Source organism: Cryobacterium zhongshanensis, assembly GCF_022760445.1.
In the GTDB taxonomy this organism is placed as follows: Bacteria; Actinomycetota; Actinomycetes; order Actinomycetales; family Microbacteriaceae; genus Cryobacterium; species Cryobacterium algoricola.
Map to the genome: position 1 here is coordinate 1 of NZ_JALGAR010000002.1, position 20475 is coordinate 20475.

Genomic DNA, 20475 nt, shown 5'->3' on the forward strand with positions numbered 1-20475 from the left:
CCAATAATTTGATAACACACCAGTTTGAATAAGCTGCAAGCGTCCACTATGTGGTTCTCGACGTACGGTCGAGAACAGCCCCGGCACCGCCCTCACAGGCGCGTCGGGGTCTATAACTGAAAAATATAGAATCGATCCATCGAAAGATGTTTCGGCGGCTATAGCGAGAGGGAAACGCCCGGTCACATTCCGAACCCGGAAGCTAAGACTCTCAGCGCCGATGGTACTGCAGGGGGGACCCTGTGGGAGAGTAGGACACCGCCGGACTTAACTTAGAAACACCAGAAAAGCCACCCCACGGGGTGGCTTTTCTGCTTTAACCCTCACGGGCGTTCGAGGAGTCGATACGTCATCGCCGTGAACTGGGGGCGCTCGGGATCTACGAATTCTGTGAACCCAGCTCGACGGTAGGCCCTCACCGCAGGCTCATTGTCCGCGACGACGGCCAGGCGGACTTCGTCAACTCCGAGTTCGCGAGCCTTTTCGATGACTGCCCGGGTGAGTACGTGCCCCAGGCCCTGCCCGCGGTACCGGGGGTCGACAATGACTCGTCCCAGGCGGGCTGAAGCGCCGCCCACCGTGAGATCGAAATGTCCCCAGGCGGCCGGATATTCGTCATGAGCCACCATCCAGGCGCTCAGCCCCGGTCTTCGGGAGATCTCCTCGAATTGCGCTACGGTCGGCGGCCACGTCACGCTCGGACCGGCAAACAGGTACAACGCAGGCGCGTCGGGCACCCACTCAAGAAGACGCGCGTAGTCACGTGCGCGCGCAGGACGGGTCACAACCATGCCATGACACTAGTGCGATCGACCGTCACTGTCCGCGAAGAAGGCGCCCTCTCACACGTTCCTCCGAGAGTTGCCTTTCCGGTCGAGAGTTACCCTCGTACGGGTAACTCTCGACCGGAAAGGTAACCGGAGGGATGGCTAGCGGGCGGGGACGGCGTCCAGGGGGTCCAGGTCGTTGTCGAGATCGTCTACGGGAGTCAGGACCTCGCCGTTGAGTGCCTGGAGGGTCCAGCCGTCGTCGTCGACCTTGGCGACGGTCAGGGCCGCGTTGGTGATGGTGCCGACGAACTCGCCCAGGGCGCTCATCAGGGTCAGGCGGATCAGGGTGCCGTGGGAGACGACGATGATGCGGGCCCCCGGGTGCGCCGCCGCGAGCTCACGCAGTGCGTGGAGGCCGCGGGAGGCGACATCCGCCTCGGGCTCTGCGCCGATGAAACCGCCGTTGCCGGTCGGGCCCCCGTCGACGCGGAGCGCGTCGAGCTCGGAGCCGGCGCTCAGGCCCTCCGCGGGGCCATAGTTGCGCTCGACGAGCTCGGGGATGCGCCGGGTCACCGTGAGGCCGAGGCCGTCCGCAATGAGGTCAGCGGTCTCAGCCGCGCGAGACAGGGTCGAGGAGACGACGAAGTCCCAGTCGTATCGGGCCAGGTGCCCCACCGCCTCGGCGGCCTGGTCACGCCCGGTGTCGTTGAGGGGGATGTCCGACAGGCCCTGAATCCGCATAGCGGCATTCCAGTCGGTCTGGCCGTGGCGGATGAGGGCGAAGGTCGTTGGTGAAGTCACCCCTCCATTGTCCCCCGGCCGGGGAGGCAACGCAGAATCACCCGATGGCGACCTGCGTGGACCGGACTACGCGGCGAAGGTGCGCGCGTCGCTCGCGGCCAGGCGGCGAGACAGCAGGGCGGGCGAGGTGACGGGAGCCACGACCATGCGCCACAGAGCGACAAGCGACCAGCCGAACATCACGATCAGCAGGCCGTTACGCGCGGTGAGCAGCACGAGAGCCGACAGGTCGCCGTTGATGAGCGGCATGTAGAAGACCGGGAAGATCAGGGTGGTCAGAATGCCGATGGCGACCATCATGTACGCCGGCGCACGCCACGCGTGCCAGCTCTGGCTGACCCCGACGACGACGACGGGTGCGAGCCACAGCATGTACTGCGGGGACCCGACCTTGTTGAAGATGATGAAGGCTCCGACGAGGGCAAGGGACCCGACCAGCAGGAGCTGCGAGACGTCGTGGTGACGGCGCAACGCGACCAGCATGAGCGTGACGATCGCCCCCATCGCGATGAACATCAGCGGGTTCATCAGGGAGGCGACGAGCGTGGTGCCGGGGCCGCTGACCTCGCGGGTGGCGATCGCGTAGTTCTGGTAGATGAATGTGTTCGGGTGGCCGAGGGCGGCGAGCCAGACCCAGGGGGTCGTGATAGGCGCTTCGAGCTGCATGGCCCGGTCGGACTGCATCGTGACGAATCCGGTGATGTACTTGAGGCCGCCGAGGGCGAAAACCGTGCCGACGATGCCCGCGGTGACGGCGATGCCCGTGAGGATCACGGTGATGCGACGCCGGGAGGCGACGACGACCGCGACGACGACGGCGGCGGGCCAGACCTTCACCCAGGTGGCGATGGTGAGCAGGGCTGCCGCGACGACCGGGCGGCGCGCGAGCAGCACGAGGCCCATGATCACGAGCGGGGCGGTGAGACCCTCGAGCCTGAGGAGTCCGACGGGGCTGAGGACGAAGCTGATCACCAGGAAGAACCAGGCTGAACGGTAGCCGCTGATCTTGCGGCCGGCATCCGTCAGCACGACGACGGCGAAGGCGTTCAGCGCGGCCGTCATCAGGAACCACATCAGCTGGTACAACAGCGGGCCGCCGAGGCCGGCGACCACGATCGGGAACAGGGCGCCGATCGGGTACACCCACTCGACGTTGATGCCCATCCACACGTGGTGCACGAGGCCCTGCTGGGCCCAGGTGCGGTACAGGGGCAGGTCGCCGAGCACATTGCCGGTCAGGATCGCGGGAAGCAGGGCGAGCAGGAAGACGACGTGGATGGCGATGAAGCCGATCACGAGGGTGCGCGGGGTTTCCAGCCACAGGCGCCGTGCGGGCGTGAGGACGCGTCGGACCCGGTGGTCGACCTGGTCAAGAATGTAGGACATTTCACTCACCTCTGCAGACGGCCAAAAGCCCGGGAGGGCAGACTTCATCCAAATTATAGGTTTGTGCGCTGGGTTGCAAGACAGTTCTGCCCGGTTACCGGCCCTTCCTGCTGAGAGAGCTCACAGCCTGATGGCGGTCAGGCGAGCAGTTCGCGGATGTCCGCGGCCGTGAGCGCGGTTCCCCTGGCGCCGTCGGCGGAGAGCACGCTGTCGAAGAGATGGGCCTTGGTGGCCTTGAGCGCCATGACCTTTTCCTCGATCGTGTTCTTGGCGACGAGCCGGTACACGAAGACGTTCTTGGTCTGGCCGATCCGGTGCATCCGGTCGACGGCCTGCGCCTCGGTGGCGGGATTCCACCACGGGTCGAGCAGGATCGCGTAGTCGGCCTCGGTGAGGTTGAGCCCGAATCCGCCCGCCTTGAGGCTGATCAGGAACACCGCGTTGTCGCCGGTCTTGAACTCGTCGATCACCGCCGCCCGGTTGCGGGTCTTGCCATCGAGGTACGAATAGCTGATTCCCGCGGCGTCGAGCCGGGCGCGGGCCCGGCCGAGGTACTGGGTGAACTGGCTGAAGATGAGCGTGCGGTGCCCGCCGGCGACGATGTCCTCCAGCAGTTCGAGGAGGGCGTCGAGCTTGGTCGAGGGGATCCCGTCGTACTTGGCGTCGTACAGCCCCGCATCGAGGCTCAGCTGGCGGAGCATCGTGAGCGACCGGAAGATCTCGAACCGGTTCGCGTTCAGGTTCTCGATCAGGCCGAGCACCTTCTGGCGTTCCCGCTGCAGGTGGGTGTCGTAGACGGCCCGGTGCCGGGGGTTGAGCGTGAGCTCGAGCACCTGTTCCTGCTTGCTCGGCAGGTCACCGGCGACCTCCTCCTTGGTGCGGCGCAGCATGAACGGGCGGATGCGGCGGCGGAGCTGGGCGAGCCGCTCGTCGTTCGCGTCCCGCTCGATGGGTTTCTGGTAGAAGTCGGCGAAGCGCGTCGGGCTCGGGAACAGGCCGGGCGCGGTGATCGACAGCAGCGACCAGAACTCCATCAGGTTGTTCTCGAGCGGGGTGCCGGTGATCGCGAGCTTGAACGGCGTGTCCAGGCGCCGGGCGCACTGGTAGGCCCGGGACACGCGGTTCTTCACGAACTGGGCCTCGTCGAGCAGGAGACCCGCCCAGGGGACGGCGTTGTACTCGTCGAAGTCGAGGCGGAACAACGTGTACGAGGTGATCACGACATCCGCTCCGGCGTGCAGTGCCGCGATGCTCGTCGCCCGTTTGCGTGAGGTCTCGGTGACGGAGGCGACGCGCAGGTCCGGCGCGAACCTTGCGCATTCGGCGGCCCAGTTCGAAACGACGCTCGTGGGCGCGACGACGAGGAACGGGTCTGCGGGTGCGTCGCTGTCGCGTCCGGCCACCGTGCGGCTGATCAGGGCGATCGCCTGCAGGGTCTTGCCGAGACCCATGTCGTCGGCGAGGATGCCGCCGAGCCGGTGGTCGTGGAGGAAGCCGAGCCACTCGAAGCCGGACTGCTGATAGCTGCGGAGGGTCGCGTGCACGCCGTCCGGCACGGGGAGCGTCGGCACCCGTTCGACATCGGTGAGCCCGGCGACGATGTCCCGCCAGCCGGCGGCCTGGCTCGTGACGACGCCGAGTTCCTGCAGCTCTTCCCAGAGATCGGCCTGGAACGGGCTGATGCCGAGTGAGGTCGCGTGCGGTTCCTGCAGGCTGCGGGCTTCCTCGATCAGGCGGCGCAAGGTGTGCAGTTCGGGCCGGTCGAGACTGAAGTAGGTGCCGCTCGGCAGGATGAGGATGTCCTGGCCCGTGGCGAGGGCCCGGAACAGCACGTCGAAGGGCACGTCCTCGCCGTCGATCGACACGGAGACCGCGAGGTTGAACCAGTCCCGGTCGTCGAGGCGTTCGCTCGTCCCGACGCTGATCACCGGGGCGGTGTCCGCCGGGCGGTAGTCGATCACGTCGCCGCTCTGGACGACGAGGACGTCGGGGAGTTCGTCGAGCCGCGGCAGGACCTGCTCCAGGAAGTGGATCATGCCGGCGCCGCCGAGTTCGGAGTGCGCGGACAGCCGCGGCACGCCGCCGCGTCTCGGCGCGAGCTCGGTGAGGGGGGCGAGCAGGTCGTCGACGCCGCGGAGGATCCGGGCCTCAGCGGCGGCGTCGCGGTAGCGGTGCTCGCCGGGAACGGGCCTCAGTTCGAGGTCGTAGGCGCCGCCAGGGGCCTCGGCGGGAGTCCCCGTTGTGCTGGCGGAGGCACCGGCGGCCGACGGACCGGCCTGGTAGCGCCACGCCCAGTTCAGGGCGATCCGGGCATCCGTCTGGTGGCCGATCGTGAGCGTGAGCGCGGGCCGGGGGGTCTCGGGCAGCTCGAACGAGGCGTCGCGGCTCGTGACGCGCGCCCGGTCGCGGAGATAGGGGTAGAACTCGGCGAGGAAGGCCGGCTCGTCGTCGGTGGGCACGTCGATGGACTGGCTGCTCAGCGCGAGGGTGCGCAGTTCCCTGCTGACCTCGACCGCGAGCGGGGCGAGGGTGAGGCGGCCCCCGGTCGGGTCCCCGACGGGGGCGTCCTGCCAGGTGTAGATGCCGTGGGCGGGATCGCCCGTGAACCCGAACCGGCCCCCGGGCAGCCGGTGCTCGTCGAGCACGACGGTGGGGGTGAGCGCGAGGCCGCCGGGCGTGCGGCGGATGTCGAGCTCGAGCGATGCCGGACGCTCCGCGATGCGGACGGGATCCTGGGCGCCCGAGGTGGAGATGAGCGGGATGCCGGCGGCCGTCGCCTCCTCGAGCAGGCCCCAGAGCGCGCGGTCGGGGAAATCGTCGAGCTGGATCCACTGCGTCGCCGAGCCGTAATACGGGCGTCCGGCGAGATGCAGGGCGTAGAGCGCGGACAGCACCCGCCGTTGGGCGCGCTGGGCGGTGCCCGCGGTCTGGGCGATGTTGTCCCAGGTCAGGGCGCCGCGGATCCAGCGGCCCTGCTTGCCGAGCAGCATCGGCCGGGCGGCCAGGTGCCGTCCGCCGGACTGGAACCGGGAGTTGACCGGGGCGAGCACCTGGAACTGCAGCGCGAGTTCCGTCCCGGTCTGCGCGGAGGTCTCCCCGGGCGTCGGCAGGACGCCGAGCGCGCTGCGCCAGCGCGGAACGGACGGCGCGGGCGGGGCCGCGGGGGGTGTGGGGGACTGGAGTGCGTACAGGGCCGGCGGCGCGGATCGCCGGTTGAAGCGGTCGACGCCGGCCTCGTCGACCTCGATCGAGCCCGGGTTCCCGCCGTTCCGGCTCGTGACGAGGAGGGCGGCGACATGCTTGCAGTTGCTCCGCATCGGGCAGGTGCAGAGTCCGGTCGCGCGCACCGCGACCCCGGCGGGATTCAGGATGAACGAAATGGTCACCGTGTACGGGGAGCGTCCGGTGCCGCGAACCTTCCCGGTGAGCCTGGTCCCCGACTCGTCCCAGATCTCGGAGAGGACGTGGCCGTTGCGCGCGTAACGTTCACCGCGCGAAAAGGCCTGGCTTCCAACGAGGAGGGCGATCTCGTGTGAGCTGAGAGAGTGAGCCATAAGGGGGAAGAGGGTTCCTTAGAAGGTCGAACCCCATTCTCCCACGGTGTGCGGGCACTCGTCGGCGATGACGGCCCCGCGGGTGCGGCTCAGCGGGCCAGCCGGGCGGACGCGCCGGTGGGAACGACGATGAGCGGCACGGGCAGGGCGTTGAGCATGCGGTGGGCGGTAATGCCGAGGAAGATCGTGGTCGGCTGGGCGAGGCGGCTCGAACCGACGAAGGCGACCTCCTCCGCACGCCACTCGATGGCCTCGACGGCGGACTCCACGTTCTCGCCGACGGCGACCTCGGTCGTGATGGTGCCCGGTGCAGGCGCCCGCGTGGTGAAGTACTCGAGCACCGATTCCAGATGCGCCGTGCTCTCTGCGGTCCGGGCCGCCTCCAGTGCGGGTGTCGACTCGCCATGCTGGGTGCGCCGGGAGTCGACCTCGACGAGGGTGAGGAAGCGCACGTCCACGGTGAGGCCCGCCGTGAACGCCAGGAGCGAATCGAGGAGCGTCGACCAGCCGGGCCGGGTGCCGATCGCGCAGGTGATCCGGGAGAGCTGTGCCGGGGCGAGGTACCCGTGCGGTGCGAGCGCGACGGGAACGGGCGAGGCGTGCAGCAGTGCGTTGGCGACGCTGCCGATCGTGTAGCGGCCGCGGATGCCGTGCCGGGAGGCCCCGACGACGATCCGGTCGGAGTCGAATTCCGTGACGGCCCTCAGGAGACCGTCGGAGACAGCATCCGCCCAGATCAGGTGCGTCGTGGCCACAATGCCCGCCGGAACCCGCGCCGCGGCCCCGACGAGCCATTCGAGGCCCTGCTGCTCGAGGAGCGCCTCGAAGTCGGAGCCGGAGGCGCGCAGCCGTGAGGGCGCGACGGTCGAGTGCGGCAGCACCAGGCAGATCCGCAACTCGGCTCCGGTCAGGCGCGCGAGGGCGACACCGAGCTCGATGGCATCATTGCCGCGATCGGTTGCCTCGTAGGCGACGACGTAATTCGCTGTCCTGGTCACTCTGGATCTCCCTGGGGTCTCGGTGAAATATCGGTCGTGCTGGTCTGTGCGCTTCGGGGCCTGTGCTGCTGCTGCTCAGGGCTGCTCAGTGCTGGTCGTGATGCCGGTGCCCGTCGGTGTGGGCGGGTCCCGCGTGACTCGCCGGCACGTCGAGGGAGGGGTTGCGGTCGAAGAAGCCGACCGGCTTGAGCCAGAACGACACGGTGTCCGCCGGCATGATCGGCCACTCCTCCTGGCGGGTGATGTGGTGGATGCCGAAGACGTACCAGAGCACGATGTCGGTGTTCCGTACCGTTCGACCGGCACGGGTCCACTCGGGCAGGCCGTGGTCGACCGCGCTCTGGTTGACGAACTCACCGCAGGGCCAGCGCTGCCGGTCGTCGGAAGGCGTGACCCACACCGTGTGTCCGATCACCTGGGCGCGCTGGAACACCGGGGAGGCGGGGTCGAAGAACGCCGGGATGGCGCCGCCCGGAACGAGCTTGTACGACACCGGGGTGCCGAGCCCGTTGACCGCGGTCTCGTTCACGACCTTCCAGCTGCGCTGGGTCGTCCAGTCGTAGTCGTCGAAGCCCTCGGTCTCGATGGGCGTGTTCTGCTGGGTGAGGGCCAGGCCGAGCGGATTCGCGTCGTCGATCGGCTCGACGCGGGTCTCGGAGCGGAACACCGTGTTCTCGGGCCCGTCGATGTCGAGGTCCATCCGCGCGACGATGAAGTGCTGGTGGAAGGGCGCATAGGTGCGCGTGTCCACGAGGGTGCCGTTCGGGTGCGGCTGGCCCTCTGCGAGGCTCGTGACGACCATGATCCCGGTGGCACGTACCTCGCACTCCATGTTGCCGTCCTGGTAGAAGCGCCAGTAGACGAGGTATTCGTAGTTGGCGACGGTGACATGGAAGGAGACGACGAGGCGCCGCATCCGTCGTACCTCCGATCCACCGCTATGGTCGACGTGCTTCCAGAGCACCGCGTTGTCCTCTTCGTGGATGCAGATGGCGTTGGGGATCGCGTACGGTTCGCCGGCGCTGTTGTGCAGCACGGCGTCGAGGTAGCGGATCTCGCCGAGGCAGTCGCAGCCCAGTTCGAGGGAGGTGGTCATGAAGCCCAGGCCCCACTCGCCGATGTCGAAGGCCGTGCGACGGAAATGGTCGACGCTGGGATCCCGGTAGGGCACGACCATCTCGGCGAAGGAGAGCCGATTGGCGATCGGGCGCACCCGCTCGCCGTCCCGGTAGCTCACCTCGTGCAGGGTCATGCCCTCCCGGTAGTTGAAGCCGACCCGCAGCGACCAGTTCTGCCACTCGACCCGGTGGCCGGTGACCGTGAAGCTCGGCCCCTCCGGCTGCACGATGTCGAGCGGCTTGAGCGGCGGACGCCTGCTGAGGTCGCGGATGCGGGGCGGGATGAGGTGCGGGACGTATTCGCCCATCACGGCCGGCCGGTCGACCGCGAACGTGTCCTCGACGTCGAGGAGTTCCATCGTGTTGACGTCGATCACGAAGTGCAGGCCGCTCACCGGTCCGGCGTACGGGTTGGCGCCCGCCTCGGCGCGCACCCAGACGTCGGACCAGCCGATCCTCCGGCCCCGGAACCGCTCGGGGATGACGGCGTCGCCGTAGGTCCAGGTATCGATGAAGACGGTGTCGAGATCGGTGATGCCCCTGCGGGCGAGGGCCGCGACCACCTCCGGGTGCGCGCGGAGAGCGGCGTCCGCTTCGTCCCACTCGTCGACCGTGAAGTTGGCCTGCACGCCGGGCACCGTGCTCCAGTCCAGCAGGGCGTCGGCGCTGAGGGAGACGACCGCCAGCCAGGTGCTGTTCTCGGCCCGGTTCAGCACGACGAGCCGGGCGAGGCGCTCGGGGACCGCCCCCGCGACGTCGAAGGCGGCCCTGGCGTGCCGGCCCGGCTCGACGAGTTCGATCGAGGCGAACCTCCAGCCCGGTCCGACGCCGCGTTCGCGGGCGAGGATGCCTGCGGAGGCGGTGAACTCGTCGGCCGTCAGCGGGTCGAGGGGATGGAAGGTCATCGGGGCTCCTCGTGATCGGCTGTGCGTGTCGACGGCGCTGTTGCCCGGCACCGTTTGCGGTCATTATGGCACCGGTACCGTCGATCGTGAGTGCTAGCGGCATCCGCTGAGATCCCCTAAACTTGAGTCGATGCGACTCAGCTTTGCCCGTCGGCGGGTGGTCGCGCGAGAGAGAGGATCTTCCCCATGCAAGCAGGCCAGCAGCCGCCCCAGGAAGAAGCGAAATCTGCGCTCGAGAAGTACGGCGTGAACCTCACCGAGATCGCGAAGAGCGGCAAGCTCGACCCCGTGATCGGGCGCGACGCCGAGATCCGTCGCGTGAGCCAGGTGCTCACCCGCCGGACCAAGAACAACCCGGTTCTGATCGGCGAACCCGGCGTCGGGAAGACCGCCGTGGTCGAGGGCCTCGCCCAGCGGATCGTGGCCGGCGACGTCGCCGACTCGCTCAAGGGAAAGCAACTCGTGGCGCTCGACCTCGCGGCCCTCGTGGCCGGGGCGAAGTACCGCGGCGAGTTCGAGGAGCGATTGAAGGCCGTGCTCAAGGAGATCAACGACGCCGAGGGCCAGATCATCACCTTCGTCGACGAACTGCACACCCTGATGGGAGCGGGCGGCGGGGAGGGCTCGGTCGCGGCATCCAACATGCTCAAGCCGATGCTCGCGCGCGGCGAGCTGCGCCTGATCGGCGCGACGACGCTCAACGAATACCGTGAGTTCATCGAGAAGGACGCCGCCCTCGAGCGGCGCTTCCAGCCCGTGCTCGTCGACGAGCCGAGCGTCGAGGACACCGTCGCGATCCTGCGCGGCCTCAAGGAGCGCTACGAAGCCCACCACAAGGTGTCGATCGCGGATGCCGCCCTCGTCGCGGCCGCCTCGCTCTCGAACCGCTACATCACCGCCCGGCAACTGCCGGACAAGGCCATCGACCTGATCGACGAGGCCGCGAGCCGGCTCCGGATGGAGATCGACTCCGCACCCGTCGAGATCGACGAGCTGCGCCGCAGTGTCGACCGCCTCAAGCTCGAGGAGCTCGCGCTCAAGAAGGAGAAGGACGACGCCTCCCGCCAGCGACTCGAGAAGCTGCGGGCCGACCTGCTCGAACGTGAGGACACCCTGAAGGGGCTGCAGGCGCGCTGGGACAAGGAACGCGCCTCGCTCAACCGGGTCGGCGAACTCAAGACCCGGCTCGACACCGCGCGGAGCGAATCGGAGCGCGCCCAGCGCGAGGGCAACCTCGAACGCGCCTCCCGGCTGCTCTACGGCGACATCCCCGTGATGGAACGCGAGCTCGCCGCGGCGGAGCAGGCGGAGTCGGACGGGCCCCGGATGGTCAACGACCAGGTCACCGCGGAGGACATCGCCGCGGTCGTCGCCATGTGGACGGGCATTCCCGTCGGGCGCCTGCTCCAGGGCGAGACCGAGAAGCTCCTGAACCTCGAGGGCGAACTCGCGCACCGACTGATCGGCCAGAAGCGCGCCGTGCGCGCGGTCGCCGACGCCGTGCGCCGCAGCCGGGCCGGCATCTCCGACCCGGACCGGCCGACCGGCTCGTTCCTCTTCCTCGGCCCGACGGGCGTGGGCAAGACCGAGCTCGCCAAGGCGCTCGCCGAATTCCTCTTCGACGACGAGAAGGCCATGATCCGCATCGACATGAGCGAGTACGGCGAGAAGTTCTCGGTGTCCCGCCTGGTCGGTGCTCCTCCGGGCTACATCGGTTACGAACAGGGTGGGCAGCTCACCGAGGCGGTGCGCCGGCGCCCGTATTCGGTGATCCTGTTCGACGAGGTGGAGAAGGCGCATCCGGAGATCTTCGACGTGCTGCTGCAGGTGCTCGATGACGGGCGCCTCACCGACGGCCAGGGCCGCACGGTGGACTTCCGCAACACCATCCTCGTGCTGACCTCGAACCTCGGCTCGGCGTTCCTGATCGACCCCACCCTCAGCACCGAGCAGAAGGAGGAAGCCGTGCAACTGCTCGTGCGGCAGACCTTCAAGCCGGAGTTCGTCAACCGGCTCGACGACATCGTCGTCTTCCAGTCGCTGTCGATGGAGGACCTCGGCCAGATCGTGGAGCTCATGATCGACCGGCTCGAGAAGCGCCTCGTGGAGCGCCGCCTCGAACTCGCCGTGACCCCGAAGGCGCGCACCTGGCTCTCCGAACGCGGCTACGACCCGATGTACGGTGCCCGTCCGCTGCGGCGCCTCATGCAGACCGAGATCGACGACCGGCTCGCGACAGCGATCCTCTCCGGCAAGGTGCGCGACGGCGACACCGTGCTCGTGGACCTCGCGGCGGACGGCGACTCCCTCACGGTCACGCCGGCGCCCGCGGTGCCCGTGCCGGCGCATCCGCTCGACGAGGCCGACCTCTAGGTCACCTCGGGCACCGGCCCGTATCACCGCGAGAGCGGGTGAATCGTCGTTTTCGGGTCCCGAAACCGACGATTCACCCGCTTTCGCGGTCAGCGGAACGGGGGTTGAGCGACTGCGTGCTCGCGAGGGCGGGAACTAGGCTCGAAGCATGCGTGCAACTGTGATCTATGGCGAGCGGGACATCCGCCTCGAAGAAGTACCCGACCCGATTCTCTCGACCGGCGGTGACGCGATCGTGCGTGTCGTCGCAGCCTGCGTGTGCGGCTCCGACCTGTGGCCGTACCGCGGCGTGCAGCCCACCACCGAGCCGCACCGGATCGGCCACGAGTTCGTCGGAGTCGTCGAGGAGATCGGCGCAGACGTAACGACGATCAAGGTCGGCGACTTCGTCATCGCCCCCTTCTACGACTGCGACAACACCTGCATCAACTGCCGCAACGGCGTGAGCACCTCGTGCCTGCACGGCGGCTGGTGGGGTGCGGACGACCGGCTCGGCGGCTTCGCCGACGGCGCCCAGGGCGAGCGCGTGCGCGTTCCGCACGCGGACGGTTCCCTCGTCGCGACGCCGGCCATGCCGACGGATGCCCAGATCCCCGGCCTGCTGACCCTCGCCGATGTGATGGGTACCGGCCACCACGCCGCGGTCTCTGCGGGAGTGACCGCGGGCAGCACCGTCGTCGTCGTGGGTGACGGCGCCGTGGGCCTGTGCGCGATCATCGCCGCGAAGCGCCTCGGCGCCTCGCGGATCGTCGCCATGTCCCGGCACGCCTCGCGGCAGGTCGTCGCGCGCGAATTCGGCGCGACCGACATCGTCGAGGAGCGTGGCGCCGAGGGTGTCGCGAAGATCCGCGAGATGTTCGACGGTATCGGCGCGGACTTCGTGCTCGAGTGCGTCGGCACCAAGGAATCGATGGAGCAGGCGGTTGCGTCTGCCCGTCCCGGCGGAATGGTCGGCTACGTCGGCGTGCCCACCGGTGGCCCGATCGCGATGCAGCCCCTCTTCGGCCGCAACGTCGGGATCAACGGCGGCGTCGCATCCGTGCGCGGCTACATCGAGGAACTGCTCCCCGAGGTGCTCTCCGGGTCGATCAACCCGGGTCGCGTCTTCGACCTGGAGCTGCCGCTCGCCGACGTCGCCGAGGCATACGCCGCGATGGACGAACGCCGCGCGATCAAGGTGCTCCTCCGCCCCTGAACCGCCCGCGCCAGGCTCGGCTCGCGCCGTTCCTGACCGCGAGAGTACGAAAAGGGCCCCTTCACTTCGCGTGAAGGGGCCTTTTTCGTGCTCTCGCGAGGGGGGAGGGGCGGGTTAGTCGTTGGCGAGCAGGAGCTCGGCGAGGGGCTTGCGGGTGCGCGGGGCGATCTCGCGGGCGTAGAGCTCGGGGGAGAGGGCGTCGACGTCGCCGAGGACGCCGAGCACGGTCACCGAGACGACGGCCAGGTCGGGCGTGAGTCCGAAGGATTCGGCGATCGCGGCACCGTCGATGCCGCCGAGCTGATGCGTGTACAGTCCCTCTTCCTGGGCCTGGATGGTGAGGTGCGCGACGGCCTGGCCGAGGTCGTAACGCGCCCACGGGTTCTCGCGGGTCTCGTCGATCGGCAGGTGCGCGATGTTCACGATCAGGACCGACGCGGAATCGGCCCAGGCCTTGTTGAAGCCCATCAGGCCCTCGTGCACCTTGGCGAAGCTCGCGGTGCCGCGGCGCGCGACGATGAAGCGGGCCGGCTGGATGTTGCTCGCGGAGGGGGCCCAGCGGGCGGCCTCGAGGATGGTGGTCAGGGTGGTCTCGTCGATGACCGCGGTCGGGTCAAAACCGCGCGGGCTCCAACGCTCGGAGAGCACGGAGAGGATGGGCGACGTCGTGTCGGCGGCGCGGCTGAGGGTGTCGGTGATGAGGGTCATGTGCCCGTCTTTCGTCTGGAGCCTATGGGTGTCCGGGGCAACGCTGACCCACGATCTAAAACGCGCACGCCGCGCGCTTATTCCATGCGCACGCATACTGTGCGCTCGCGTCTCCCCGTGTGCCCCCCTATGCGTCGCGAAAGCGGGTGAATCGTCGGTTTCAGCGCGCGATAACGACGATTCACCCGCTTTCGCGGGAGGGGGTGGGCCGGGGCGGGCGGGACTAGTTGGGGGTGGCGGCGATGAGGTCGTCGCGCACGGAGCGGCGGAGCACCTTGCCCATCATCGAGCGGGGGAGTTCCTCGACCTCGACGATGCGCCGGGGCACCTTGTACGCCGAGAGGCGGGTGCGGCAGTAGACCCGCAGAGCGTCGACGTCGAGCGCGGCACCGTCGGTGAGCACGATCGCGGCAACGACGTCCTCTCCGCCGTTCTTGCTCGCGAGGCCCACGACTGCAGCGTCGGCGACGTCGGGGTGCGAGAGGAGAGCGGCCTCGACCTCGGACGGTGACACGTTGAACCCGCCGGTGATGATGAGTTCCTTGATGCGGTCGACGATCGTGACGAAGCCGTCGGCGGAGACGCGCACGATGTCGCCGGTGCGAAGCCAGCCGCCCTCGAGGAGGACCTTGGCGGTTTCACTCGGCTGGTCCCAGTACCCGGAGAAGACCTGCGGGCCGCGCACGAGCAGCTCGCCCTCTTCCTCAACACCGCGGTCGATCGACGGGTCCGCCGGGTCGACGACCCGGATCTCGGTGCTCGGGAACGGCACCCCGACGGTGCCGGGGCGGCGGCTCGGGCCGATCGGGTTTCCGACGGCGATCGGCGAGGCCTCGGTCATGCCGTAGCCCTCCACGAGCAGCCCGCCGGTCGCGGTCTCCCAGCGTTCGACGATCGAGACGGGCAGGCTCATCGCGCCCGAGATCGAGAAGCGGATGCTGCGCAGGCTCACCTTCCGTTTCTCGGCAGCGGTGACCAGCCGGTCGTAGATCGGCGGGACCGCGGGAAGGAAGGTCGGCGGAGTGTGCTTCGCGGCATCCAGCAGCAGGTTCTCGTCGAACTTGGGGAACAGTACGAGCCGGGCGCCGGTCGCCATCGCGAAGGTGAGGCACAGGGTGAGGCCGTAGGCGTGGAACATCGGCAGGACGGCGTAGAAGACCTCCTGGCCGGGGGTGAGCCCCGGTACCCACGCCTCGCCCTGGAGCGCGTTGGCCCTCAGGTTGGAGTGGGTGAGGATCGCGCCCTTCGGGGTGCCGGTCGTGCCGCTGGTGTACTGCAGCACGGCGGTGTCGCCGAGGGCCGGCCGCGGGTGGTTGTGGCGGAGCTTGCGGGCGCGCACGAGGGAGGACCACTCGACGGCGTCCTTCGGCAGCGCGGAGACGGTGAGTGCGTCTCGCGAGGACCTGGCCTGCTTGATCGGCAGCCGCAGGGCGAGACGCTTGACGAGCGGCATCGCATCCGTGAGGTCCACGGCGACCACGGTGCGGACCCCCAGGTCGGCGGGGAAGTCCCGCACGGTCGCGTAGACCTTGTCCCAGACGATCGCGACTCGGGCGCCGTGGTCCTCGAACTGATGCCGCAGCTCGCGCTCGGTGTAGAGCGGGTTGTGCTCGACGACGATCGCGCCGAGGCGCAGCACGGCGTAGAACGCGACGACGTGCTGGGGGCAGTTGGGCAGCACGAGCGCGACCCGGTCGCCGGGCTTCACGCCGAGGCGCATCAGCCCGTTCGCGACGCGGGAAATCTGCTCGCCGAGCTGGGTGTAGCTCGTGGTGCCGCCGAAGAAGTCGAGCGCGATCGCGTCGGCGTAGAGCCGGCAGGAGGCCTCGATCATGCCGACGAGGGTCTCGGAGGGGGCGGGGATGGTGTTCGGCACCCCGGGGGCGTACGAGCCGAGCCAGGGTTTGTTGGCGAAGGCGTTCATCGTGCGGCCGGTTCGGGGGTCGGCGCCGTGTTCAGGTCGCTCGCGAGTGCGTGAGCCGATCCGAGCTCGACCGTGAGCGCGGCGACGAAGGCGTCGATGTCGGTCTCCTCGGTGTCGAAACCGCACATCCAGCGCACCTCGCCGGTCGCCGGGTTCCAGTCGTAGAACCGGAACGCCTCGCGCAGGCGGTCGGCGACGCCGGGCGGCAGCACCGCGAACACCGCGTTGGACTGGGTGGGCTGGCTGAAGGAGACACCCGCGATCGAGCCGTCGGCGATGCCGGCGTCGAGGGCGGTGCGCAGCTTGGTGGCCATGGCGTTCGCGTGGCCGGCGTTGCGCAGCCAGAGGTCGCCGTCGAGCAGCGCGATCAGCTGAGCCGAGATGAACCGCATCTTCGAGGCGAGCTGCATGTTGAGCTTGCGCAGGTAGACCAGGCCCGCGGATGCCTCGGGGTTGAGCACGACGATGCACTCGCCGTACATCATCCCGTTCTTAGTGCCGCCGAAGCTCAGCACGTCGACGCCGGCGTCGCGCGTGAACGCGCGGAACGGGACACCGAGCGCCACGGCCGCGTTGGAGAGGCGGGCGCCGTCCATGTGCAGGGCCATCCCGTTCGCGTGCGCGTGGTCGGCGATGGCCCGCACCTCGTCGACGCTGTACGCGGTGCCGAGCTCGGTGGTCTGGGTGATCGAGACGACGAGCGGCTGGGCGCGGTGCTCGTCCCCCCACCCCCAGGCCTGCTGGTCGATCAGCTCGGGGGTGAGCTTGCCGTCCGGGGTGTCGATGGTGAGGAGCTTGATGCCGGCGACCTTCTCGGGGGCACCGCCCTCATCCGAGTTGATGTGCGCGGTCGATGCGCAGATGACGGCGCCCCAGCGCGGCAGCATCGACTGCAGGCCGACGACGTTCGCGCCGGTGCCGTTGAAGACGGGGAAGGCCTCTGTGCCCTCGCCGAAGTGCCGCGCGAACACCTCCTGGAGTCGCTCGGTGTAGACGTCTTCGCCGTAGGCGATCTGGTGGGCGCCGTTGGCCCTGCCGATCGCCTCGAGGATCTCGGGGTGCACCCCGGAGTAGTTGTCCGAGGCGAAACCGCGCGAGGAAAGGTCATGGAGTTGAGTCACCCCTCCATCCTTGCGCATCCGGCTCCGCCACCACTGTGAGTCGTGCCGACCGGGCGACTCCCGCGCATCCGCTCAGCCACGTCCGCTCAGCCCCGGAGCGCCTCGCGGAAGGTGACCCGTGCGCCCATCCGGAGCAGCGAATTCGCGTAGATCCGGGAGCCGATCAGGATCACGAGCGCGGTCGAGGCGAGCAGGATCGCGAGCGAGAGCAGCGGCTCCCACCAGGCGGCGGTGCCGAGGAAGATCCGCATCGGCATTCCGACGGGTGCCGAGAACGGAATGTAGGACATGATCGCGAGCACGGTGGGGTTGTCGTTGAACAGGATCACCAGGAAATACGGAATCATCACGAGGACGAGCACCGGCGACGTCGCGGAGCCGACGTCCTCCTGCCGGGACACCATCGACGCCGTCGCCGCGAACAGCGAGGCGAGCATCACGAACCCGAACGCGAAGAACACCGCGAACCAGACGAGCGCCGGGCCGATGTCGCCGAGCAGGACGTGCTGGCCGGTGACCGCCATGCCGATCGAGACGAGCAGGCCGATCGCGACGATCTGCCCGAAGGCCATGACGCTGTTGCCGACGACCTTGCCGGCGAGGAGCGCCCGCACCGGGATGGTCGTCATCAGGATCTCGACGACGCGGGTCTGCTTCTCTTCGACGACGCTCTGCGCGATCGTGGAGCCGAAGGTGATCGCCGACATGAAGAAGACGAGCCCGAAACCGATCGCGACGAGGTACACGAGGCCCTCCCCCTGTTTCGACGGTTCCAGGAGGGTCACCTCCGGCCGGAGGCTCAGGACGCCGACGACCTCGAGCGGGGTCCCGGAGAGGGCGATCACCCGCACGGGCAGCGGGTAGCCGGCCTGCGACTCCGCGGGCACGATCGCGGCGGTCACCGTGCCCGCGCGCACGAGGGACTCGGCGGCGGCGACGTCGTCGGCCTCGACGGCGGTCAGCGTGCCGGCCTGGCGCACGATCTGCGCGGCGGCGGACCCGACCACCGCGACCTTGGGCAGGGTCTGGTTCTGGCTCGCGATGCCGCCGGCGACGACGGACCCGATGGAGACGAGCAGCAGGATGCCCGTGGAGATCAGGAAGGCCTTGCTGCGGAGCCGGGCCACGATCTCCCGGGTCGCCACGAGCCGGACGCTCTGCCCGAGCGAGGGCGCGGGATGCCGCGGGTACCGTGTCGGGGTGGCGTTGCCGCTCGCGGTGCTCACTGGACGACCTCCTTGAAGATGGTGGCGAGGCTCGGGCGCTGCTGGCTGAACGCGGAGACCGGGCCGCGCTCGAGGGCGAGGCGGAGGACGTGCTGGCTCACGGCATCCGTCTGGGCCTCGAAGACCGCGAAACCGCCGTTCACCTCGAGGACGTCGATGCCGGGGACGGTACGGACCCAGCCGACGTCGTCACCCGTGCGGATCTCGAAGCGCGGGCTGCTGTGCCGCTCGCGAAGCTCGTCGCGGGGGCCGTTCGCGCGGATCTCGCCGCCGGCGATGATGACGAGGTCGTCGCAGAGGCGTTCGACGATGTCGAGCTGGTGCGACGAGAACAGCACAGGGACGCCGCGTGCGGCATAACTGCCGAGCACGCCCATCACGACCTCCACCGCGAGCGGGTCGAGCCCGGAGAACGGTTCGTCGAGGACGAGGAACTCGGGGTCGTGCACGAGGGCCGCCGCGATCTGCGCGCGCTGCTGGTTGCCGAGGGAGAGCGATTCGACGAGATCGCCGCTGCGCTCGCCGAGGCCGAGGCGTTCGAGCAGCTCTGCGGTGTTGCGCCGGGCGGATGCCGGTGGCAGCCCGTGCAGGCGGGCCAGGTAGACGAGCTGCTCGCCGATCTTCATCTTGGGGTAGAGCCCGCGTTCCTCGGGCATGTAGCCGAAGCGGCGGCGGTCGTCCGCGGTGAGCGGGACCCCATCGAGCCGGACCACGCCCGAGTCGGACGAGAGCACGCCGAGGATGATCCGCATCGCCGTGGTCTTGCCCGCACCGTTCGCCCCGACGAAGCCGGTCAGGCGGCCGTCGGCAATGTCGAAGCTCACATCGGTGAGCACCTGCCGGGTGCCGAACCGCTTGTCAACGTGCTCGATCGAAAGCATGCCCCTCCTCCGTCTGAACGCCCACGCTAGCGCGGGCCGCCGACCTGCGGGGCGGCGGTTTCGGGGGACGCTCCGAGGAGACGGCGGGTGAGGGCGCCGCGGGCTGAGACCAGCGCGTCGAGGGCGTCGGCGAGATCCGCGTCGCGTGGTGGCCGGGCGGCCTCGGCGGCGAGCAGTACGGTGCGCCGCATGAGTTCCTTGGCGAAGGCGCCCGTCGCACCAGTGGCGCGCTCGGCGGCGGCGTGGATCGCCCCGGGGGAGAGCGGCAGGCCACGCGCGTAGAGCTCGAAAAGTTGACGTCGCGCATCCGCATCGGGCAGCGGGATCTCCACGGCGAGGTCGACGCGGCCGGGGCGGTCGGCGAGGGCGCGTTCGAGCACGTCGACCCGGTTCGTCGTGAGCACGAAGGCGACGTCGGCGTCGCCATCGAGCCCGTCGAGGGCATCGAGCATCGCGAACAGCAACGGCTGCGGGCCCTGCGCCAGTGAGCGGTCCTCGGCGATGAGGTCGACGTCCTCGAGCACGACGATGGCGGGCTGCATCGCCCGGGCGAGCTCAGCGGCCTGGGTGACGAACACGATGCTGTTGCCCGTGAGGACGACTGCGGTCACCCCGGGAGTCGCGCTCAGCAGGTGTCGCACCGTGAGCGTTTTTCCGGTGCCGGGAGGGCCGTAGAGCAGGACGCCCCGCTTCAGGTGCCGGCCGGAGGCCCGCAAGGCCCGGCGATGCGCCCCGATGCCGACGACCTGGCGCAGGATCTCGTCGAGCACGCCGGGCGGGAGGATCACGTCCTCGACCGGGACCTCGGGCCGCGGCAGGAAGTCGGCGCCCGCCGCACCCATGTTGTATTGGTTGCCGCTGAAGGACAGCACCTGGCCGCGGAGCACGCTGCGCTCGAGCATCAGGCGCCGGAGGGCGGAGAGGAACGCCGCGCTGCCGGCCTCGTCGACGGCGAGGATCTCGAGCCGGGCGCTCTGGCGGTTGAACTCGGGGCGGGCGCCGCGTTGCAGCACGGCGACCGGATGCCCGTCCACGGTCAGCAGGCGGATGCCGAAGGAGACGACGCGACGTTCGGTGTCCGGGCCGGTCGCCGCGGTGATGTAGTCGACGGGCGCCGTCCCATAGGCGAGAAAGGGGCTGGAGATGAGCTCCTGGAACGAGCAGTGCTCCCGCTGCTGGCCGCCGGAGACTCCGAGCAACCGGGAACCGGGCCCGGCGGCGAGTTCGTCGAGGGCGATCTCCGCATCGACCAGGCGGTGAGCGGGCAGGTCTTCGGTGACGAGGGGGAGCGTGGTGACGTCGGCGTGCAGGAACTCCTCCACCACTTCGCCGAGCGGGGTGCGGGACGACGGGGTCGGTCGTGGCGCGAGGATCAGCTCCTCCATGAACCGCCGAGCCGTGTCCAGGAATTCCGTCTGGCGATCGTCCATGGTGTGCTCCCCCGAGCCGTCGATGGTGCCGGTTGGTGCGCTGCTGGTGCGTCTGTGCGTTCAGGCTAGTGGTCGCAGGGCCGGC

At 69.2% G+C, this 20475-nt stretch carries 14 protein-coding genes and 1 rRNA gene; 3 read left to right on the top strand and 12 right to left on the bottom strand.

Annotated elements, in window-relative coordinates:
• Positions 1–150: 150 nt before the first annotated feature.
• Positions 151–267, top strand: a 5S ribosomal RNA gene (rrf, locus tag MQH31_RS08595).
• A 56-nt stretch (positions 268–323) separates the two neighbouring features.
• Here the strand turns inward: rrf and MQH31_RS08600 are convergent.
• From MQH31_RS08600 to MQH31_RS08625, 6 genes are all read right to left on the bottom strand, one after another.
• A complete protein-coding gene (locus tag MQH31_RS08600; RefSeq protein WP_243011700.1) occupies positions 324–791 on the bottom strand; it encodes a GNAT family N-acetyltransferase in 468 nt (155 codons plus the stop codon).
• A gap of 138 nt (positions 792–929) precedes the next feature.
• Positions 930–1571 (bottom strand): histidine phosphatase family protein, encoded by a 642-nt coding sequence (locus tag MQH31_RS08605; protein WP_243011701.1) that lies wholly within the window; start codon positions 1569–1571, stop codon positions 930–932.
• A 66-nt stretch (positions 1572–1637) separates the two neighbouring features.
• The gene (locus MQH31_RS08610) at positions 1638–2957 is read right to left on the bottom strand and encodes a glycosyltransferase 87 family protein (RefSeq protein ID WP_243011702.1); all 1320 of its coding nucleotides are present in this window, start codon (positions 2955–2957) and stop codon (positions 1638–1640) included.
• Between the two features lie 137 nt (positions 2958–3094).
• Positions 3095–6511 (bottom strand): DEAD/DEAH box helicase, encoded by a 3417-nt coding sequence (locus tag MQH31_RS08615; RefSeq protein WP_243011703.1) that lies wholly within the window; start codon positions 6509–6511, stop codon positions 3095–3097.
• Between the two features lie 89 nt (positions 6512–6600).
• Entirely contained in the window at positions 6601–7509 is a 909-nt protein-coding gene (locus tag MQH31_RS08620; RefSeq protein WP_243011704.1) for a universal stress protein, read from the bottom strand.
• Positions 7510–7594: 85 nt separating this feature from the next.
• A complete protein-coding gene (locus MQH31_RS08625; RefSeq protein WP_243011705.1) occupies positions 7595–9532 on the bottom strand; it encodes a primary-amine oxidase in 1938 nt (645 codons plus the stop codon).
• 186 nt (positions 9533–9718) lie between these two features.
• Here MQH31_RS08625 and MQH31_RS08630 point away from each other — a divergent pair, with 186 nt between their 5' ends.
• Together MQH31_RS08630 and MQH31_RS08635 are read left to right on the top strand one after the other, a co-directional pair.
• A complete protein-coding gene (locus MQH31_RS08630; RefSeq protein ID WP_243011706.1) occupies positions 9719–11905 on the top strand; it encodes an ATP-dependent Clp protease ATP-binding subunit in 2187 nt (728 codons plus the stop codon).
• 148 nt (positions 11906–12053) lie between these two features.
• Complete coding sequence (locus MQH31_RS08635) at positions 12054–13100, top strand: zinc-dependent alcohol dehydrogenase family protein (protein ID WP_134533102.1); 1047 nt, start codon at positions 12054–12056, stop codon at positions 13098–13100.
• A 114-nt stretch (positions 13101–13214) separates the two neighbouring features.
• Here the strand turns inward: MQH31_RS08635 and MQH31_RS08640 are convergent, their stop codons facing one another.
• The 6 genes from MQH31_RS08640 to MQH31_RS08665 all read right to left on the bottom strand — a co-directional run bounded on the left by MQH31_RS08640 (position 13215) and on the right by MQH31_RS08665 (position 20390).
• A complete protein-coding gene (locus tag MQH31_RS08640; RefSeq protein WP_134533104.1) occupies positions 13215–13808 on the bottom strand; it encodes a nitroreductase family protein in 594 nt (197 codons plus the stop codon).
• A 223-nt stretch (positions 13809–14031) separates the two neighbouring features.
• The gene (locus MQH31_RS08645) at positions 14032–15732 is read right to left on the bottom strand and encodes a long-chain-fatty-acid--CoA ligase (protein WP_243011707.1); all 1701 of its coding nucleotides are present in this window, start codon (positions 15730–15732) and stop codon (positions 14032–14034) included.
• Positions 15729–16853: a threonine aldolase family protein gene (locus tag MQH31_RS08650; protein ID WP_243011708.1), complete on the bottom strand. Its 1125-nt coding sequence runs from the start codon at positions 16851–16853 to the stop codon at positions 15729–15731. The genes MQH31_RS08645 and MQH31_RS08650 overlap by 4 nt, the downstream gene beginning before the upstream one ends.
• 86 nt (positions 16854–16939) lie before the next feature.
• Complete coding sequence (locus MQH31_RS08655) at positions 16940–18079, bottom strand: ABC transporter permease (protein WP_243011709.1); 1140 nt, start codon at positions 18077–18079, stop codon at positions 16940–16942.
• Entirely contained in the window at positions 18076–18960 is an 885-nt protein-coding gene (locus MQH31_RS08660; RefSeq protein ID WP_243011710.1) for an ABC transporter ATP-binding protein, read from the bottom strand. The genes MQH31_RS08655 and MQH31_RS08660 overlap by 4 nt, the downstream gene beginning before the upstream one ends.
• A gap of 26 nt (positions 18961–18986) precedes the next feature.
• Entirely contained in the window at positions 18987–20390 is a 1404-nt protein-coding gene (locus tag MQH31_RS08665) for an AAA family ATPase (protein ID WP_243011711.1), read from the bottom strand.
• Positions 20391–20475: the final 85 nt, after the last annotated feature.